The organism is Rhodococcus aetherivorans, assembly GCF_025722975.1.
GTDB classification, from domain to species: domain Bacteria; phylum Actinomycetota; class Actinomycetes; order Mycobacteriales; family Mycobacteriaceae; genus Rhodococcus; species Rhodococcus aetherivorans.
This window is the reverse complement of sequence record NZ_CP106982.1, coordinates 4051836-4070529: the sequence shown is the minus strand read 5'-3', so window position 1 is coordinate 4070529 and position 18694 is coordinate 4051836. Positions and strand designations below refer to the sequence as shown.

General features: G+C 68.2%; 19 protein-coding genes. 14 read left to right on the top strand and 5 right to left on the bottom strand.

What is annotated here, in order from left to right:
• Positions 1–55 precede the first annotated feature (55 nt).
• The 5 genes from OCS65_RS18385 to OCS65_RS18365 form a co-directional block, all read right to left on the bottom strand.
• Positions 56–640, bottom strand: coding sequence for a hypothetical protein (locus OCS65_RS18385; protein WP_029543039.1), 585 nt, complete (start codon positions 638–640; stop codon positions 56–58).
• Entirely contained in the window at positions 627–1145 is a 519-nt protein-coding gene (locus OCS65_RS18380; protein WP_006946633.1) for a hypothetical protein, read from the bottom strand. The genes OCS65_RS18385 and OCS65_RS18380 overlap by 14 nt, the downstream gene beginning before the upstream one ends.
• A 166-nt stretch (positions 1146–1311) precedes the next feature.
• Positions 1312–4563, bottom strand: coding sequence for a trehalose-phosphatase (gene otsB, locus OCS65_RS18375; protein WP_263507408.1), 3252 nt, complete (start codon positions 4561–4563; stop codon positions 1312–1314).
• Positions 4564–4684: 121 nt separating this feature from the next.
• On the bottom strand, positions 4685–4966 hold the full coding sequence (locus OCS65_RS18370; RefSeq protein WP_263507407.1) for a hypothetical protein: 282 nt from the start codon (positions 4964–4966) through the stop codon (positions 4685–4687).
• A gap of 141 nt (positions 4967–5107) precedes the next feature.
• Entirely contained in the window at positions 5108–5275 is a 168-nt protein-coding gene (locus OCS65_RS18365; RefSeq protein WP_006946627.1) for a hypothetical protein, read from the bottom strand.
• A gap of 100 nt (positions 5276–5375) precedes the next feature.
• On the opposite strand from OCS65_RS18365, the gene OCS65_RS18360 reads away from it, so the two are divergent.
• The 14 genes from OCS65_RS18360 (at position 5376) to OCS65_RS18295 (ending at position 18557) form a co-directional block, all read left to right on the top strand.
• Positions 5376–5906, top strand: coding sequence for an NUDIX hydrolase (locus OCS65_RS18360; RefSeq protein WP_044476531.1), 531 nt, complete (start codon positions 5376–5378; stop codon positions 5904–5906).
• Positions 5903–6772, top strand: coding sequence for an SDR family NAD(P)-dependent oxidoreductase (locus tag OCS65_RS18355; RefSeq protein ID WP_006946625.1), 870 nt, complete (start codon positions 5903–5905; stop codon positions 6770–6772). The genes OCS65_RS18360 and OCS65_RS18355 overlap by 4 nt, the downstream gene beginning before the upstream one ends.
• 249 nt (positions 6773–7021) lie before the next feature.
• Positions 7022–8155, top strand: coding sequence for a tyrosine-type recombinase/integrase (locus OCS65_RS18350; RefSeq protein ID WP_263507406.1), 1134 nt, complete (start codon positions 7022–7024; stop codon positions 8153–8155).
• Between the two features lie 233 nt (positions 8156–8388).
• Positions 8389–8589 carry a helix-turn-helix domain-containing protein gene (locus OCS65_RS18345; RefSeq protein WP_263507405.1) on the top strand — a complete coding sequence of 67 codons (201 nt, stop codon included), beginning with the start codon at positions 8389–8391 and terminating at the stop codon, positions 8587–8589.
• Positions 8590–8758: 169 nt separating this feature from the next.
• Positions 8759–9121, top strand: coding sequence for a hypothetical protein (locus tag OCS65_RS18340; RefSeq protein WP_263507404.1), 363 nt, complete (start codon positions 8759–8761; stop codon positions 9119–9121).
• A complete protein-coding gene (locus tag OCS65_RS18335) occupies positions 9052–10275 on the top strand; it encodes an AAA family ATPase (RefSeq protein ID WP_420833209.1) in 1224 nt (407 codons plus the stop codon). Before OCS65_RS18340 ends, OCS65_RS18335 begins: the two co-directional genes overlap by 70 nt.
• Positions 10276–10391: 116 nt before the next feature.
• A complete protein-coding gene (locus OCS65_RS18330; RefSeq protein ID WP_263507403.1) occupies positions 10392–10904 on the top strand; it encodes a WhiB family transcriptional regulator in 513 nt (170 codons plus the stop codon).
• A complete protein-coding gene (locus tag OCS65_RS18325) occupies positions 10901–11341 on the top strand; it encodes a helix-turn-helix domain-containing protein (RefSeq protein WP_263507402.1) in 441 nt (146 codons plus the stop codon). The genes OCS65_RS18330 and OCS65_RS18325 overlap by 4 nt, the downstream gene beginning before the upstream one ends.
• Positions 11338–11640 (top strand): hypothetical protein, encoded by a 303-nt coding sequence (locus OCS65_RS18320; protein ID WP_263507401.1) that lies wholly within the window; start codon positions 11338–11340, stop codon positions 11638–11640. The genes OCS65_RS18325 and OCS65_RS18320 overlap by 4 nt, the downstream gene beginning before the upstream one ends.
• A gap of 3 nt (positions 11641–11643) precedes the next feature.
• Positions 11644–16554, top strand: coding sequence for a phage tail tape measure protein (locus tag OCS65_RS18315; protein ID WP_263507400.1), 4911 nt, complete (start codon positions 11644–11646; stop codon positions 16552–16554).
• Positions 16555–16586: 32 nt separating this feature from the next.
• Positions 16587–16868, top strand: a complete 282-nt coding sequence (locus tag OCS65_RS18310) for a hypothetical protein (protein WP_263507399.1) — start codon at positions 16587–16589, stop codon at positions 16866–16868.
• A 23-nt stretch (positions 16869–16891) separates the two neighbouring features.
• Positions 16892–17626, top strand: a complete 735-nt coding sequence (locus OCS65_RS18305) for a hypothetical protein (RefSeq protein WP_263507398.1) — start codon at positions 16892–16894, stop codon at positions 17624–17626.
• A 189-nt stretch (positions 17627–17815) separates the two neighbouring features.
• Positions 17816–17989 carry a hypothetical protein gene (locus OCS65_RS18300; RefSeq protein WP_263507397.1) on the top strand — a complete coding sequence of 58 codons (174 nt, stop codon included), beginning with the start codon at positions 17816–17818 and terminating at the stop codon, positions 17987–17989.
• Positions 17990–18059: 70 nt separating this feature from the next.
• Positions 18060–18557 carry a hypothetical protein gene (locus OCS65_RS18295; RefSeq protein WP_263507396.1) on the top strand — a complete coding sequence of 166 codons (498 nt, stop codon included), beginning with the start codon at positions 18060–18062 and terminating at the stop codon, positions 18555–18557.
• Positions 18558–18694: the final 137 nt, after the last annotated feature.

The following is an 18694-nucleotide window of genomic DNA, read 5'->3' as shown; positions in this document are numbered from 1 at the left end:
CTGCGGCCGTACGTATCCGGTTCTGCCGGTGCGACGTTCGCGGTGGGGCGGCCGGTCAGCGCCGGGCTTCGGCCGCGATCATCGACAGGGTCGGCCGTGCCATGGCCCGCACGAACGGCCCGACCGCCGTCCAGTAGCGGCGGAAGAGTCTGCGGGCCTTTTCGTCGGTGCCGTGCACCCGGATCTCGGTGAGCAGGACGCAGGTCTGCGCGTCGTACGGCAGGACGGTGAAACTCCATGTGCCGACCCCGCATTCGGGAATCGCGATGCTCGACAGGGGCGCCCCGGGATCCCAGTCGACGCGGCCGTAACCCGGCTCCCACCACCGACCGACGAAGCCGAGCACGAGTTCCCGCCCCGGTTCCTCGGCGACCACCTCGAAGCCGCCCTGCGGACCGATCAGGTCACCGAGGCGGATCGAGCGGTGCGCCCGCACCTCCCGACGCCGCGGCGCGCGCACGGCGTCGAAGGCCATCCGGGCCAGATTGGGGGCGGCGATCACCGGGGACCGCATGAAGTCGATGCGCCGGATCGCGGCGAACGTGTCCCCGGCCGGGGCGTCGACCACCCGCGCGCGTACGACCCGCTGCTCGAAGACCGGCAGCTGCCGTTCGGTCGCGGTGGATTCACCGTCCGGCATTGTTGCTCCTCGGAAGCTGCGCGGTTCGAGTCGCCGACAGTTGCCGGACCATCACCCAGCGCGCGACGAGGTAGCCGAGGACACCGCCGTAGACGGCCTTCAGCACCAGGAACCATCCCGTCGACAGCCCCGACACACCGAGGAGGTGCAGCACCCAGATCGCGAGCACGGAGACGGCCGCGGCCGCCACCCCGAGCGACAGGCCCAGAGACCAGGTGCCGGACGGCAATCGCGCCAGCCACCGACCGGCCTGCGGGGCGTCGGCGGTGGTCGCATCGAGCCCTGCGCGCAACGCCCGTCGCACCCCGGCGGCGGAGAACCAGGAGACGAGCACGGAGAGGATGATCGCGGTCAGCGCGATGTCGACGACGATCCCGTCGGCCGACCACAGCGGCACGAACGACGTGCCGCGCTTGCCCGCCCACGCCAGCAGCGGATTGACGACGACGTTCACCAGGCCGGTGACGACGGCCTGCTTCCGGACGTACGAGGCAGCAGAATCCACGGCGCGTCCTCCTGATCACGGCCCGCGGAAACGGGCCCCCTCTCATCGTGAACCGCGGAACCGTGCTCGTTCCAGGGCCGTAGGTCCCCAGCGACGCCGCACGGGCGATGCCGACGCGGCGAAGGCCCGACGTCCTGCCCTCGGTCGCGGGTTCGTCGTCGTCGCACTAGCTCAGGCGAACCGTGCCTCCCGGGTGCAGTTGGGCGACCCGGCCGCGGCATTCGATCTCGATCGGCGCCTGCATCCCGGGACCGGCGCTCACCTGCACCTCTGTGCCGCTGATGCGCAGGCGAAGGCGGTGCCCCCGGTAGAAGATCGGGAATTCGAGGGCACCGAGTGGTTCGGGCCACTGCGGGGCGAACACGAGCCGGTCGCCCCGGGTCTCGAGGCCGGGGACGCACCGCTGCAACAGATCGACGCTGCCGGCCATGGCCGCCAGGTGGATGCCCTCCATCGTGGTGCCGCCCTGGATATCGGCGATGTCGGCTTTCAGCGCCTGGTAGAAGAAGTCGACGGCCTCGTCCCGGTGGGCGCGTGCCAGCACCCAGGAATGGACGACCCCGCTCAGGGTGGAACCGTGCGACGTTCGCGCCATGTAGTAGTCGATGGTCCGCGGGATGTCCTCGTTCGGGAACTGGTAGCCGAGCCGTTCGAGCAGTTCCCGCAGTTCGTCGGAGGACAGCAGATAGAACAGCATCAGCACGTCGGCCTGCTTCGACGCCTGGTAGCGGTTGACGTCGTCGCCCTCGGCCTCGAGGATCCGGTCGAGGCGCTGGATGTCGCCGTAGCGCCGCCGGTAGCCGTCCCAGTCCAGTTCGGCGAGGCGTTCGTACCCCTCGAACTGGCTGAGGACACGATCGTGGAACGGGACGAACATTCTGCGGGTGACGTCCTCCCAGCGCGCCGTCTCCTGCGCGTGCAGCCCCAGGGCCTGGGTCAGGTACGAGCGGATCTGCAGCGGGATCAGCTCGAGCGCCTCGAGGGCGCGCAGGATCACCCAGACCGACATGACGTTGGTGTACGCGTTGTTGTCGATTCCGTCGTACGGTGCGTCGGGGTAGCCGGAATGGAACTCGTCGGGGCCGATGACGCCGCGGATGCTGTACCGTCCGCGTTCCTCGTCGTAGGACGCGAGATCGGCGTAGAAGCGGGCGATCTCCACGAGCATCTCGGCGCCGTACTCGATCAGGAACTCCAGGTCGCCGGTCACCTGGTAGTACTGCCACACGTTGTGGGCGATCGCGATGCCGGTGTGGTGCTGGCGCCGGCTGGGGTCCGGGTTCCAGCGGCCGGATCTGGGATTGAGGTGCAGTTGCGGGCTCTCCTCGCGGCCGTCGCTGCCCGACTGCCACGGGAACATCGCACCGCGGTGACCGGCTTCGCGCGCCATCCGGCGGGCCTCCCGCAGGCGGCGGTAGCGGTAGCGCAGCAACGACCGGGTCAGCGTGGGCAGCCGCAGGTTCAGCACCGGGAACACGAACAGCTCGTCCCAGAAGACGTGCCCGCGGTACGCCTCGCCGTGCAACCCCCGTGCCGGCACGCCCACGTCGAGGTCGGCGGTGTTCGCGGAGACCGTCTGCAGCAGGTGCAGAAGATGGAACCGGAGGACTCGCAGGGCGTGGCCGTGGCCCGGACCCTCGTACTCGATGCCCAGGTGGTCCCACAGATATCCCCAGGCGAGCACATGGCCGTCGAGCAGTTCGTCGAACCGGCCCAGCCGGGGAAGCCAGCGGGCGGCTTCGTCGGCCGGCTCGGAGACCGCCTGATCGCGCCCGGTGAACACCGCCACCATCTTCTCCAGCGTCACGGGCCGGTCCGTCTCGACGTCGACGGTGATGTCGTGTCCGATCCGATCGTCGCCGTCGACCAGCCGGTACTCGCCGGCAACGGGCTCCCCGTCGCACCACACCGTGTTCCGGGCCGCCATCGCCACCGGTATCCGCGACTGGTTGGTCTGCACCGCCAGCAGCACCGAGTCGACGGACAGCGCGGTGGCTTGCAGCGGCTCGAGGTGCTGGTCGGCGAGGTCGCGATAGCGCTCGACGAGGGAGTTCCGGACCGCGCCGTCCAGCAGCGAGCGGATCTCGAGCCGGCCCGACCAGTCTTCGGCCACGATCGTCGTCTCGAGGGCGCAGGCGTGCGGCAGATGCATGGCAACCAGGCGCCGCTGCCGCACCGACGTGGTGCGCCCCGCCGCGTCGCGGAATCGGAACCGCCGGATGAGGACGGCGCGGCGGAGGTCGAGGTATTGGCGGTAGTCGAGCAGCTCTGCAGTGTCGAGGTCGAACCACTGCCCGCCGTCGACCCGGAAGGTCACCGGCAACCAGTTCGGCAGGTTCACCAGGCTCTCGTGGTCGATGGCACTCCCCGCCACCTCGTCCTGGAGACGGTTGAAGATGCCGGCCACATAGGTGCCGGGGTAGTGCACGCCGTCCGCGCGGGATTCGGGCGCGCAGCCTCGGGTGGCGAAGAAGCCGTTCCCGACGGTGCAGAGGGCCTCGCGCAGCTTCTCGGTGAGCGGGTCGTAGCCCTCGAAGAACATCGTCCAGGCGTCGTCCGGGGGCGGCGCGATCCCCGGGTCGCTGCCGAGCAGATCCGCCAGCCGCTCCAGTAGCTCACGAACCCGGTCCGGACCGTCGACCGCGAATTGTGCCGTCGACCGCCGATCGCCTTCCTCGCTGTAGCGCACGACGATGCCGATCCCGGTCGATGTCAGGGTGCCGAACGCGTCGTCGTCGGTGAGGTCGTCGCCGATGTAGACCGGCATCGGGTCGTCTGCGCCGCGGAGGTGCTCGAGCACCCAGGCCACCGCCCGCCCCTTGTCCCAGTCCACATCGGGGCGGAGCTCGGTGACCTTGCGTCCGCTCGTGACGCGGAGCCGGCCGTCCCGGTCGGCCGCATCGTGCACCGCTGCGACGACCTCCTCGATCCGGTCCTCGGCGACGTTGCGGTGATGAACTGCCACGGCGAAACGCTTGTGCTCCACCAGAACGCCGGGCACGCCGGCCAGGCGGTCCCGCAGGGCGCCGGCGATTCGCTCGAGGTCGGGCACCGCGGGGACGGCGGCATCGTTCCGGTGGTACTCGCCGTCCGGCCCGACGAGTTCGAAACCGTGGTTACCCGCATACCAGAGTCCGGGCACGCCGACCCGTGCCTGCACGTCGGTCACGTCGCGGCTGCTGATCACGCCGACGGGGCAGTAGCGGGCCAGCCGGGCAAGCTCTTTCGCCGCGCCCTCGACCAGGGTGGCAGCGGTGGGATCGTTCACGAGGTGGGCGAGGGTGCCGTCGAAGTCCAGGAACACGGCGTAGCGCCGGGTGCGCAGGATGGCGGTCGCCTGGTGACGAGATGCCAAGGCGTCCGGGATTTCCGACAGCCGGCGCTCGCGGGGGCGCGGTTCGACCGTGGGGGTGGTCATCGGCTCGGCTCGGATGATGAGTGCATGGCAGTCTGTCCCTCCGCACCGTTGCAGGACAGGCCCACAAGGGGTTCCCCATTCTATGACGGGACCGGCGGCGTGCAGTCCGTTTCGGTGCAGGCTACGACCAGGTCCTCGGGTTGAAGACGACGTAGAACCAGGCGTTCGTCGTAGGGTCCCACGAACAGGACACGAGGACGACGGCGCCGAGGGACCGATCGAACGCCTCGGCCTTGGGGCAGACGGCGTCGCCGTCCGGTCCGGCGAACTCGGCGCGGTAGAGCGGACCGATGCGCCACGGCGCGGCGGTGGCCGTTCCGGCTCCCACGGTGGCCCCCAGGACGATCGCGGCGACGACGAGACCGGCGAGTGCTGCGGCCCTGTGGGCGACGTTCTTCGACACGAGGACTCCTTCGGCGTGGGAACGGTCCGGGCGCAGGCACACCGTCGCGACCCTGAACTCTGCCGAAGCCCGCTCTCGATGATCACCGGTGGGTGCCCGGCGCGCAGGCGTTCGCACGAACCGGTACGTATGTATCCGGTCTCAGTCCTCCAACCGCTCGGCCTCCTCGATCGCCGCCTGCAACTGGTCCAGCAGTGCCTTCGCCTGCACGATGTCGAGGGCGACGCCGAGGCCTTCCGGCAGGTCGAGCACGACGCCGGGCCCGTTCGCGCGGGCGGTGACGGGATGGTCGCCGGTCGTATCGGTCATTGAGAGTCCTTCCGGTTCGGGGGCGCGCTTGCCGGGTCTCAGTGTGCCCGGAAGAACTACCGTGTGGGGCGGGAGCGTACGGCGACGGGAAGGGGGAGCGATGGCAGTGACCAGCGCCGGCCTTCTGCTGTACCGGATCGACGCCGACGGCGTGCTCGAGGTGTGGATCGTGCACCCGGGCGGGCCGTACTGGGTCGGCAAGGACGAGGCGGCCTGGTCGATCCCCAAGGGGGTCTACGGCGACGACGAAGACCCGTTCGCCGTGGCCTTGCGAGAGTTCGAGGAAGAATGCGGGATGCCCGCGCCCCAGGTGAACTACGAGATGCTCGGGCGGTTCAAGCAGCCCTCCGGCAAGATCGTCACCGTCTACGCCGGTGAGACCGCCGACGATCTGGCCTTCGTCGGCAGCAACACCTTCGACCTGGAGTGGCCGCCGCGGTCCGGAAAGGTGCAGAGCTTTCCCGAGGTGGACGACGCTCGCTGGTTTCCGCCCGCCGTCGCGGCCATCAAGCTCGTGAAGGGGCAACGCCCGATCCTCGCCCGGCTCGGCGAGCGCGTGCACGCTGCCGGCCGGTCGTTCGCGTCCGGTCCGCCGGTGCCCGGTGCAGGAACGGAAGAACCGGGCATATGAGCAAGACCGTGCTCGTCACCGGAGGAGGGCGGGGGCTCGGCCGGGCCACGGCCGAGAAGCTCGCCGCTCGGGGACATCGCGTCCTGCTCACCGCGCGAACCCGCGCTGCCGCGGAGGACGCAACCGAAGCGATCCAGCGGACGGATCCCGACGCTCGGGTCGAGCCGCGCTGGGTCGATCTGTCTTCTCTGGAGCAGGTCCGGTTCTTCGGCGTCGCGGAAGCCGAGCGGGGCGAACCGATCGACGTGCTGCTGCATGTCGCCGGCATCCTGCAGACGAGCAAGGAACGCCGGCTCACCGTCGACGGGTACGAGGAGACCCTCGCCGTCAACGTCCTGGCTCCGTTCCTGCTCACCGCCCTGCTCCTGCCCGCACTCGAGCGCAGCCCGTCGGCGCGTGTGGTCACCGTCGGCTCGCGGCTGCACCTGCCCGGCTCCCGCGGAGCGCCGGTGGACTTCGACTTCGCCGACGTCCAGCTCGAGCACGGCTACAACCCCGAGCGGGCATACAAGAATTCCAAGCTGGCGGTGATGTGGTTCACCTACGAGCTCCAGCGCCGCCTCGCCGGGCGGCCGATCACTGCGAACGCCGTGTGTCCCGGTTTCGTGCCCACCACCGCTGCTGCGAGCACCCGCGGTCTGATGCGGCTGTTCATGGCGCACGTGTTGCCGCACATGCCCTTCGCCACGTCCGTCGATGCGGCCACCGATTCGCTGGTGTTCACGGCGGTCGACCCGTCGCTCGACGGGGTGGGCGGAAAGTTCTTCGGCGAGTGTCACGAAATCGACTCCAGCGCGCAGTCCCACGACGTTGCCCAGGCCGGACGTTTCTGGACGATCGCCGAACATCTCACCGGTCTCGCCTGACCTGTCGCGCCGATGGTGGGACGTGGCCGGCCCCGCGAGGACGCGAGATCTCCGTGCAGTGCTTACGGGCGCTGAGTGGAGTGTGGTGCCCCCGGCAGGACTCGAACCTGCCCTCTCATACTTCTCGTCGTAGCAGGTGACCTCGCAATTTGCTTGTCTCACCTGCTAACCGTGCAATCTACACTGTGGTCATAGTTGGGCACCAGTGGACACTGAAAGACACACGGATAGTCGGGAGATTGCACGACCATGCCAGCGAAAAAGGGAATGCGCGGATGGGGCCGGTTGCGGCAGCTCCCATCCGGACGATGGCAAGCCGGTTACGTCGGACCTGATGGGTTGCTGCACCGACCGAACTCGACGTTCGGCGCCAAGATGGACGCTGAAGGATGGCTCGCTCACGAACGCCGGCGAATAGACCTCGGTGTATGGACACCGCCCGACGTCGAGCCGGAGAAGGAGGATGCCGCTCTTACGCTTGCGGCGTATGCCGAACAGTGGCTTGCCGAACGCAACCTCAAACCCCGCACCCGCACGCTCTACCGCGACTTGTTGCGCTTGCATATCGTGCCCGTCCTCGGTGACGCCGAACTTTCTGCGATCACACCTGCGACCGTCCGCAGTTGGCACGCAGGGCTGGGCACCACGACACCGACTCGCAATGCGCATGCCTACGGCTTATTGCACGCCATCATGTCGACCGCTGTCGATGACGAACTGATCGACGCCAACCCGTGCCGCATCCGTGGAGCGAGCAAGACGAAACGCGCTCGTACGATCACCTTGCTGACGCCTCCCGAACTCGACCAGCTCGCCGCTGCGATGCCCGACCGTTTGCGCTGCTCCGTGCTGCTGGCTGCCTGGTGCGGACTCAGGTGGGGAGAGACGTCGGAGCTACGCCGTAAAGACGTGTCCGCCGATCGCTCGGTTCTGCACGTGCACCGGGCCGTGGTTTACCGGAACGGACAGTTCATCGTATCCACGCCGAAGACCAGTGCCGGACGCCGTGACGTCGCTGTACCGCCGCACATCGCGAAGGTCCTCAGTGAGCACCTGGACGCCCATGTCGGCCGCGGGAAAGAGTCGCTGTTGTTCCCCGCCGAAGCTGGCAGTCACATGGGCGACTACGAGTATCGAAAGGCATTCAAGAGGGCGGCCGCGGGAATCGGCCGGGAGAACTTGCGCGTGCACGATCTGCGTCACGTTGGCGCCGTATTGGCTGCGCAGGCTGGTGCGACTACTGCCGAGCTCATGCTCAGGCTTGGACATACGACGCCGGCGATGGCGATCCGTTACCAGCATGTCGCGGCCGGACGTGACGCCCAGATCGCCGCGCGACTGTCTGAGCTCGCGGGGGACAGTAGGCACCCCCTTGAAATGTGAGCATTAACACATGGGGCAGTTTGGACACGCTTCGCCTCCGGTCGGACGCGCCTTAGTTCGTATTGGAGGTGAGTCGCCTCCGGACTGACGCATTTCTGCGATCGGACGCGAAATCGTCCTTTCTGAAGGCAGATTCGTCGTTTTTCGACTGCGGATGTCGGCGATAGCTTCTTGGACATACGGGGAACCGCCCGTCATTCAAGAGGAATCATCGCGACACCGGAGGAATCGGATTGCCCGCGAATAAGCCCCCGCGACGCCTAGCGTCCATCCCGCAAGCCGCAGAGGAACTCGGCGTCTGCACGAAGACACTCCGGCGCTACATCAGCGCCGGGCACATCACCGGCTACCGGCTCGGCCCGCGCATGATCCGCGTCGACCTCAACGAGATTGAGGCAATGCTCCGCCCCATGGCCGCCGGTGGTGCGGCATGATCCGTCGAGGAAGGCCAGCCGGCACGTACTGGCACGACGAGCGTTTTGATCCCAGCAGTGCGGACGAGCGGCACGTTTTGTTCTGCTTCGGATGCCCGGTCTGCCACGCGGCGGCCGATGGAGACGAGCGCCGGTCCGCTGGCGAGGAGCCCATCGGGGGTGTGCCCGCGTGAGCACAAACGAAAGCCGCCCCGACGCTCACGGGGCGGCCCTCGCTGTCACTGATGACGAATCGCTGCTGTGCCTCGACGGTACCAAGGTCAGCGGACAACTCGACCGCCGTCGCGCGACGGCGTGCCGAATGCCCGCCCTGCGTTGCGGATGCGCAGATCCGTGGACGTGTCGCTGCGGTGCCGAGCCGGCGTTGACGGAGCACTACCTCGACGGCTGGCGCGACTCGGCTCATCACCTGCTCGGCTGCGGTCTCGCTCCGATCGTGCCGATGCCGGTCCTGCGGGCGCTGTGGCGCCGTGGTGGCCGCGATCAGGACCTCGCCGAGTACCTGACCCGGCGGGAGCGTGCTCGCCGGTGACCGATCACGAGCTTGCCCGGTTGCTGCGGCCATGGCCGAACGGCAAGGATCCGGAACTCGGACCGCCGGCCGACCCCTATGCCGACGTACCCGCGCCGGACGAACCGGATCGCCCCGAAGTCGAGGCTGACTTGCCGCGGCGGGAGCATCTACGGGACCGGCTGCTGAGTGTGTCCGATCTTGGCAGGATGACCGGCGTCGAGCCATTGGTCGACGGTCTGCTGTACCGCGACACCCTCGCCCAGTTGTCCGGCCCGCCTGGGTCGTACAAGTCCTTTGTGACACTGGGGGTTTCGTGCGCTGTGGCGACTGGGCAGAACTGGGAAGGGCACCACGTCCCGAAAGCGGGGTGCGTGGTGTACGTCGCCGCCGAAGGTGCCTCGGGCCTGCGTGCGCGGATCCTCGCATGGTGCGAGCTGTCCGGTGTCGACCCGGACGAGCTCGAGGATCGACTCTACGTGCTCCCCACCCCGATCCAGCTCGGCAACGTCATCGACGTGTCCGAAGCCGTCGAACTCGTCGCTGAGCTCGGCGCGGATCTGCTCGTGCTCGATACCCGGGCCCGCTGCACCATCGGGCTCGAGGAGAACTCGGCCACCGAGCAGGGCCGGGCGATCAGCGCCCTCGAGCGTGTCCAGGACGCCGCGCACTGCACCGTGCTGGTGGTGCACCACTCGCCGAAGGGCGGCACGGGCGGACGCGGCTCGAGCGCCTGGGACGGGCAGGTGTGGACCGATCTGCGGGTCACCGGCGAGGACATGGTCGCCACGATCGAGGTCGCCAAGCACAAGGACGCAGTGTCCGGAACCAAGAACCACTACCGGCTGATCAAGCACACCGTGTCCGAAACTCTCATGCCCGGCTGCGACGAGGAGCAGCGAAAGTCCCTGGTCGTTGTCCGACGAGACCCGTCGGACAACCTGTCCGAAGACCGCCCCTCCACGCGCACCGTGTTGGACATTCTTCGGACGAGCGCCGGACACGAAGGACTCACCCGAGCCGAGATCCGGGACCTGTCGGCCGAGCACGGCGTCAGCAAGTCGATGGCCTACGAAGCCGTAAACGCGCTGCTCAAAAAGGGTGCGCTCCGCAACGTCGGCACCGAGAAGCGCGCCAAGTACGTACCCACCGCCGCCTACCTCGAAGGGACTTGATCGATGTTGTCCGACGTTCGTCCGACGTCTTTCCGGCACCCGCCGATTTGTCCGTCCGACTCTCACTCTCTAAGAGAGTCGGACAATCGGACAACCGGACGGCGGGACAGCTGAAAATGAGTAACCAGAGCAGCGCTGACCGGATCGCCGAGACGGTGGCCGACCTCGACCGTCTCGGTGTGCCGGCCGCGGCCGGTCGGCCCGTCGCCCAGGCGGCACTACAGGCAGCCGGGCGGGGCGTGAGTACCGCCGTGCTTCGGGCCGCGATCACGGCCCGGAAGCAGCGCGCCGGCATCGTGCGCATGTCGCCCCGGAAGCCGGCCCCGAAGTCGGCCGAAGGGCCCCGACGGGTGCCGCTGCCTCCGCTGCTCGCCACGATGGTCGACGGTCGTCTGGCCGGCGCCGCGTGCGTCGGTCGGCACGAGCTGTTCGACGGTGAGCTCGACAACGCCCGCGAGGATTCTGCTGCGCGCGCTGCCCGCCACGCGGCCGCGGCGGAGATCTGCCGTGGCTGTCCCGTGCTGACGGCGTGCCGTGTCGTTGCGGCCGAGCTCGGCGACAGGGCACACGGCGTGTGGGCCGGCCGCATTCCCGACGGGCGGACGTCGCGACGCGAGGGGAGCCGATGATGGCACATGGCCGGACCTCGACCCCCGGACTGGCCGCCGCCGCGAAAGGCGATGAGGCGAAAACGTCTGTGGTGCTCGTGGTGCCTGCGTCGGTGGCGGGTCACCTGGACGCCGCTCTGTTTCGGCACCGGAAGTGGATGCGCGGGGTCGGTATGCCGATCCCTGCCGAGCTGCATGATCTCGCTGAGGCGCTCGCTTTGCTCGCCAATCAGCGCCAATCGGCGCCAAAGTTCCGCCACGATCGCCCGATCGATGACGGTAGGGGCATGGATCCGATCGCCGTGCCGTACACCGAGGCCGCCCGGCTGCTAAGCGTGTCCGAGCGCAGCATCTCCCGGCTGGTCGCCGACGGGACGCTCGCGCCGGTCGCCATCGGCGGCGCGAAGCGGATCCCGATCGACCAGCTGCACCGCCTTGTCACCGGAGGGGACGAATGACCGACGACCGTGTGCTCATTCTCGACGAGCAGGGCGTTCCTGCCGCCTCGCTCGACGCGATCGCGGTGCATGAGGCGGCGCGGCAGCTCGTGCTCGAGCTGATCGAGGTCTGCGACGACCAGGCCGCGGCCGCCGACGCTCTTGTCCGGATCGCGGACGCAGAAGGGCCGGCCTCCCCATTGGTGGCCGGGGTGGCGCTGCTGGCGCTGGTTCCGGTCCTCGCCGACGTCGCCGAACGTCTGCGGCAGGCAACAGGTTCGACGGCCGATCTCGCGGCTGTGGTCCGAGGAGAGGGTTAATTCATGGCTGGTGGACGGATCGATATCGAGGTCGCACCCGACCTGAAACAGTTCCCGGCTCAGCTCGAGTCCGGGATGCGCGGCGCGCTGGGCGTCGCGTCGAAGGTCGGTGGGCTGCTCGGTGTCGCGGTCGGCGCGACCGCTGCGACGCAGGCCGTGCTCGATATCGGAAACAGCTTCACGAACGAGCTCAACACCATGCAGGCCGTGTCTCAGGCGACGGCTGAACAGATGAAGGCTGTCAGCGAGGCCGCGCAGGGACTCGGCAACGATTCGAGCATCGCTGACGCGTCCGCGGCCGACGCCGCGGCGGCGATGACCGAACTCGCCAAGGGCGGGTTCTCGGTAGATGAGGCCATGGCCGCCGCGCGCGGCACCCTGCAGCTCGCCGCCGCGGCGCAGATCGGCGCGGCCGATGCGGCGACCATTCAGTCGAAGGCACTGCAGGCGTTCGGTCTGGACGCGAGCTACGCGGCGACCGCCGCGGACGTCCTCGCCAACGGCGCGAACGCATCATCGGCCGAGATCACAGAGATCGCGTTCGGTCTGCAGCAAGCCGGCTCGGTCGCCAACAGCTTCGGCGTCTCCCTCGAGGACACCGTCGCCGGGCTCGGTCTGCTCGCGAACGCCGGCATCGCCGGATCGGATGCGGGCACGCTGCTGAAGACGACGCTGCTGTCGCTGACCGACCAGTCGAACCCTGCTCAGGGTGCGATCGAAGATCTCGGTCTGAGCGTCTACGACGCGACGGGTAAGTTCGTCGGATTCCGCTCGCTGTTCGAGCAGCTGCAGACGGCGTCGGAGAACATGACGCCGGAGATGTACCAGGCCGCGACGGCGACCCTGTTCGGCTCCGACGCGATGCGCCTGGCATCGGTCGCCGCTGAGCAGGGCGTCGAAGGCTGGGACGCGATGCGCGAGGCCGTCGAGCGGGAAGGCGCAGCCGCCGAGGTCGCCGCCGCGAAGACGCAGGGTCTCCCCGGCGCCATGTCCGCCGTGCAGAACTCTGCCGAGGGTCTCGCGATCGCCGTCTACGACGTCATCGATGGCCCGCTCGAATCGCTCGCGACGAAGGGCGCCGAGTTCATCACGCAGGCGACGCCGGCGATCGTCGACGGATTCACCACCGTGATCGGCGTAGCCGGCGACGTCGGATCGGCGCTCATGCCGGTCGTCGACGTGCTCGGTGACGTCGGGTCGGCGTTCCTGGACATGCCTGCATCTGTGCAGGTCGCTGTCGGGGCGCTCGCTGCCGTCAAGGGCTTCGGCATCGACGACAAGATCTCGAGCTGGGTCGATTCGGCGTCGGAGCCGTTCCGCAACTTCGCGGAGCAGATGGACTCTGTCCGTCTGGCAATGGCCGAAGCGCGGCTCGAACAGGACATGCCGGAGCTCGAATCGAACACGTTCGAGGGACAGCTCGACGAAGTCAATACCCTCCTCGAGGAGAACGAGGAGCAGATCTCCGACGTCGCTGCGGCGTGGGCAACGATGGAGGCCCGGTCTCCGGCGGTCGCCCGGATGGGCGATGCGTACCGCGGTGTCACGGCCCGGACGGGCGAGTTTGCTCAGCGTCAGCGCGAGGCGGCCGGCGAGTCCGGTCGGTTCGTCGGCGCGATGCGCAACGCCGGCGCGGCCGCGTCTGTCTTCGGTGGCCGGGTCACGGGTGTCGCTGCGGCTGGGCTGTCTGGCATGAAGTCGGCGGTCGGCGGCGTGGTCGGCGCTCTCGGTGGCCCGTTCATGGTCGGGCTCGCTGCGGCGAGCATGGCGATCACCGAGCTCGTGTCGGCGGCTCAGCGGGTCAAGGATGCCGAACGGGCGTGGGCCGAGTACGGCACGGCCGTATCGGACACGAACGGCAAGCTCCGCGAGGCGCTCGACGCATCGAACGGCGTTGTCGACGAGGGCGTTACCGCCGTGATGACGGAGCGGGTCGATCTGCTGCGCAACACGTCGCAGCGTCTCGCCGATGACGCTCCCGGACTGTGGGGGAAGTTCGGTGCGGCCGCGGCCGCCGGGTGGGATCTGCTGGACGGATCGATGGACGGCGCTGCGCTGAAGTCGACCCGCACTGCCGAGCAGCTCTCCGACGACGGAGCCCGGATCGTCGCAGCGATGGACGCGACCGGGCTCTCGTCGCAGGAGCTCGGCGCGATCGTCTCCGGTAACGCATCCGAGTTTGCGGAGTTCACGACGCGGCTGACGAACGCCGGCGGCGAGTCCGCGTATCTGGCGGCCGAGCTGATCAAGATGCGCGGGGAGTTCCTCGAGTCGCAGAGCGCAGCGGGTCAGGTCGGTGCGGCGATCGAGAAGATCGAAGACAAGGCTGTCGGCGCTGCTGACGGTGTCGATCAGCTCACGAACGCTGTCGGTCGGCTGCGCGACGAGAACCGCACTGCGGAGGAGGCGCAGAAGGCCGTCACCATGGCGCTCGACGGGCTGCTCCGCGCCATGAGCGAGGGCGACGCCGTCATCGACGAGGCGACCGGCAAGATCGACCTGTCGACGACCGCGGGTGTCCGACTCGACGACGCGATGAAGCGTGTCGCGTCGGCATGGGACGAAGCCGGCGCGGCCGCGCGCACGTCCGCCGAAGAACAGAACATGTCGCAGGAGGACGTGCAGGCCGCCGTCGATGCGGCGCAGGCCGAGGTCCGCGAACAGTTCATCGACACCATGGTCGAGGCCGGCCGGACCCGGGCCGAAGCCGAAGCGCTGGCCAACATCTTCCTGACCTGGCCCACGACGGCCGAGACCGAGATCGTCGTTCACGACCAGGCCGCGCGGGAGGCGATCGAGCGGTTCATCCGGGAAAACCAGGGCCGCACCATCGGTGTCTACGTCGACGCGATCACCGGGTCCGGTGTACCCGACAATCCGGCCGTCTCGCGACCGCCGGTCGACGCCAACGGCAACGTTCGCGACCGCAGCCTCGAGGATCTGCTTCTGCCGGGTAATGCGATCGGCGGGAAGCTGCCGACGACCGGGCCGGGCACGGAGATCACTGACGGGATCTTCGCGATCGGCCCGAACGGTCTGCCGATGGCGCGGGTCAACGGCGGCGAGTGGGTCGTCAACGACGTCATGTCCGATCGGTACGACCGTGAGCTCGCGATGATCAACGCGGGCACGTTCCCGAAGCTGCCTGGCTTCGAGACCGGCGGCCGCATCGCTGTGAACCGCGCGGTCGATTTCCTGCGCCCGGAGTCCGGGAAGGACTACCAGTACGGCGGCGTCGGTAATCCGTCGTGGGACTGCTCCGGCTACGTCTCGGCGGCGTACGCGATGCTCACCGGCCGCGACCCGTATCAGCGGTGGTTCACGACCGAGTCGGATTTCAACGGGCTCGGATTCAAGAGCGGCAGCGGTCCGTCGTCGGCGCTGAACATCGGCGTCATGCGTGGCGGCGGCGGCATGTACTCGCACATGGCGGGCACGGTCGCCGGTATCCCGTTCGAGTCGTCGAGCTCGGGCGTGGTCTTCGGGACGGGCACGCAGGGCGCTGCGGATCCGAGCCTGCCGCTGAAGTGGTATCTGCCTGTGTCGGCGTTCGTTCCGCCCGGGGACGACACGTACACCGGCGGCCGGTACGACCGGCGGGTAGAGCGCAACCGTGAGACGTGGGACGAGCAGGACGAGCTGAAGCTCGACTCGGCGCGGATCGCTGTGCAGCAGGCGATCGAGGATCGCGACAAGGCGCTGAACGATCCGAAGAAGTCGCAGGCCGATAAGGACCAGGCCGAGAACAAGGTCGCTCAGGCAGAGGCGAAGGTTCGGGAGCTCGAAGGGAAGAAGCGCACCGCGGAAGCGGGCGTCGCTGTCTCCCCGTCCGCTCCCGAACTGTCGTCGAACCTGTCGGACGAAGAGCTGCGGATGCGTCGACTCGAACGCTCTGTCGACGAAGCGCGCTGGGATCGGAACGACGTCTACGCCGATCCGGATGCGACGCAGTACGAACGCGACGAGGCCGACGACAAGCTGCAGGCCGCGATCAATGCGCTCCGTGAGGAGCAGGAGGAGCAGCGGGACGAGATCGCGCCGCCCGCTCCGGCTCTGCAGGGCCGCATGACCGACGATCAGATCCGGCTCGTCGAGCTCGAGCAGGCCGTGAAAGAAGCGGAGAAGGAACGCAACGCGGTCTATGCGGATCCACGGTCGACCGATGATGATCGGCTCGCCGCGGATCTCGATCTGCAGAAGGCACTGAACGCCCGCGACGAAGGCCGCAAGGGCAAGAGCGGTTCGGGTTCCGGGTCGGGTGTGAAGTCGATCGGTGCGGTCGGGCTGGAACTGGCCGAGACGTTCGCCGGCGGCATCCTCGAGACGTTCGGTCTCGAAGACTCGCCGGTCGGGTTCCTGCCGAAGCTGCTGTTCGGTTCCGGCGATATCGGTGGTCCGTTGCTGAAGGGCATCGGCACGACTGGTATCCCGGCGATGATCGCGCAGCAGCAGCAGGTCGGGCCGACGATCCCGCCGAGCTTCTCGCAGGAGGAACTCGCGATGCAGGGCCCGGTCGCTCCGGGCTCCCCGGGATGGATCGAAGAGCTGATCAACACTCTCCGCGTCCCGGCCGTGCTTCGCGATGCCGGCGGCCCGCTGCCACACGGCATGGCCGGCCTGAACCTCTCCGGTGAAACGGAGTGGGTGCAGACCGCGGAGGACAAGCGCCGCTACGACCGTGACATGCGGGAGCTCGCCGCGCTGCGGGCCGCCTCGATCTCCGGCCTCAACAGCGACCTGGCCGCCGAGATCCGCGACCTCGCGCACATCACCCGCAGCGTCGCCGCCCAGCCCCGCAGCAACGACACCATCAACAACTACGGCATGGACCCCGACAAGGTCACCCGCAACCTCGAGCGTCACCAGCGGCGTCGATCGCTGGCGATGCAGCGCTCCGGCGGATTCGGCCGCTGAACCCCACACCACCAGCACGAAAGGACACGGCCATGCGCGACGCACAAGACCCCGGCAACGGCCACTACGACGACGACGGAAACTACGTCTTTCCGCACGGCGGCGGAGTGCTCACCCCGACCGGCGTCATCCTCGACAACGACCGGCAGGCGATCTACGGCAGTCGTCGCTGGTTCATCGACGCCGAGACCAAAAAGCTCCGGCCGTACCCGCCTGCATCGGACGGCGCCGACCCCCAACCGCTGCCGCCCCTGGTCCCCATCGGCCACGACTGGCCCACCCCACCGGCCGGCGCCGGCTGGCCCAACCTCTGACCCACTACCGAAAGGCACTCACCATGAACGCGATTCACGCCCTCACCGCCACCCGCCTGCGCCTGGCCAGCGAGATGCAGGATCAGCTGCACAAGGCTGGCAGGTACGACCCCGACTACACCGCTACCGGCAACGCCAAGCGTGTCGCCGAACGACGCGCCCAGATCCAGGCCGAGTTTGCCGGCCGGGCCGCGAAAATCGACGCCGACGTCGTTGCGGCCGCCCAGCGCATCAAGACCGAAGCTGCCGTCGTGCGCCCGCGCACCGACCTCAACTCGCCGGTCGACCTCATCCGCACCGAGCAGGCATGGCGCAACATCGTTCTGCCGCAGCTCGAGCAGGGCCGCAGCCTGCGCGAAGCCTTGGCCCATGCCGACGTCGACGGAGTCCTCGGCGCCGAACGCTTCGCGTCCGCCTACCTGCGTACCAAGGCTGGCACGGCGTCGGGATTGACGAGCACCCACGTGCACTACGACGCCGAAGGCCGGCCCCTCACGGTCCGTACGGAGATCGATCTCAAGCACCTGGATCTGACCATCACAGCTCGGTTGGCCGAGCTCACCCCCGAACATGCCGAGGTGATCCGCCTCGCCGGGCGAGTCGACCACGATGTCTCCGCTCACCGCGAGGCTTCTATCGAGGTCGATCGCGGCGACGCCCTCTCCGCTGCGATCACCGCACAGCTCAGCCAGTACGACGTGTATGCGGCACTCGACACCGACACCGCATCCAGCGCCGCGGCCGGCGTCGACGCCTGACTGGACACGCTACTGCCAGAGCCCGCGCCCGCCCCGGATCCTTCACCGTCCGGGGCGGGCGTAGCCCATTGCGGCGAACACCAGTGGGTCACCGTCGACACGCAGCCATACCGCAGGAGTGGAACGCGCCACCCGGCAGAGGGACACTCGGTGCGACCGCTGCTCCCGCACGACGAAGGTAGGCGCTCGATGACGAGACGTCAGTTCACGCCCGAGGTAGAGGCATGGCTCGAGGAAACCCTCTCGAGAAGCAAGCCGCCGACAGTCGAGCAGCTCGACGTCCTGAAGAGGGAGTTCGGCCGGGCAGCACGTGCCCACGCGGAGGAGCAGCGACCCACCGACCGTCAAGGGGAGGGCCCGTAAAGGGCATCCGCAGCTGACTGTCGCAACGAGCTGGTTCACTTCGTCTATGACTGCCACACCTCTACCCGACGTGACCACTTTGCGAGGGCCTGATGCCGCGGAGTACTGCGAGTGGCACTCCGCGTGGACCGACCTGCTCTACGTGCGTCAGGCGCTGTTCTGCCGGAAAGAGATCCCCGACACCCCGGCGAACATGTTCCTCCGGCGAGCGGCCTGGGAGGGCGCGGCAATCGGCTACGGCCGGTGCTTCAAGACCGGACGGCGACGCGCCTTACTGAAGCAGCTAATCGACAGTCTCGATGCCTCTCAGCGTGAGCGGCACGAGCAAGTCATCCATTGGAGGGATAAGCACATCGGCCATCGTGTCGACCCCTCGTTGGAGCAGTCGGTCGCGCAGGTGCGAGTCAATGACGACGGTTCCAAGCGGGTGGAGGTGAAACTCACGGTTACCCCGTCGCCCAATGAGGCAGAGATTCAGGAGTTGGAGGACCTCGCTTCGACTTTGATGAACATGGTGCATGAAACCCGTATCGGCCCACTGGGGACGAAGATCCTCGATCAGATGTAGTCGGACATGGACTCACCCAAAGGCTCACCGCCAATCTATGGGTGAGACCTCGCCAAGTCATGGTCACCACAAGGCCTCGGGCGCGACGACCACGACCGCAACAGCTACCGCGGACCCGAACACCGCGGCTGCAACCG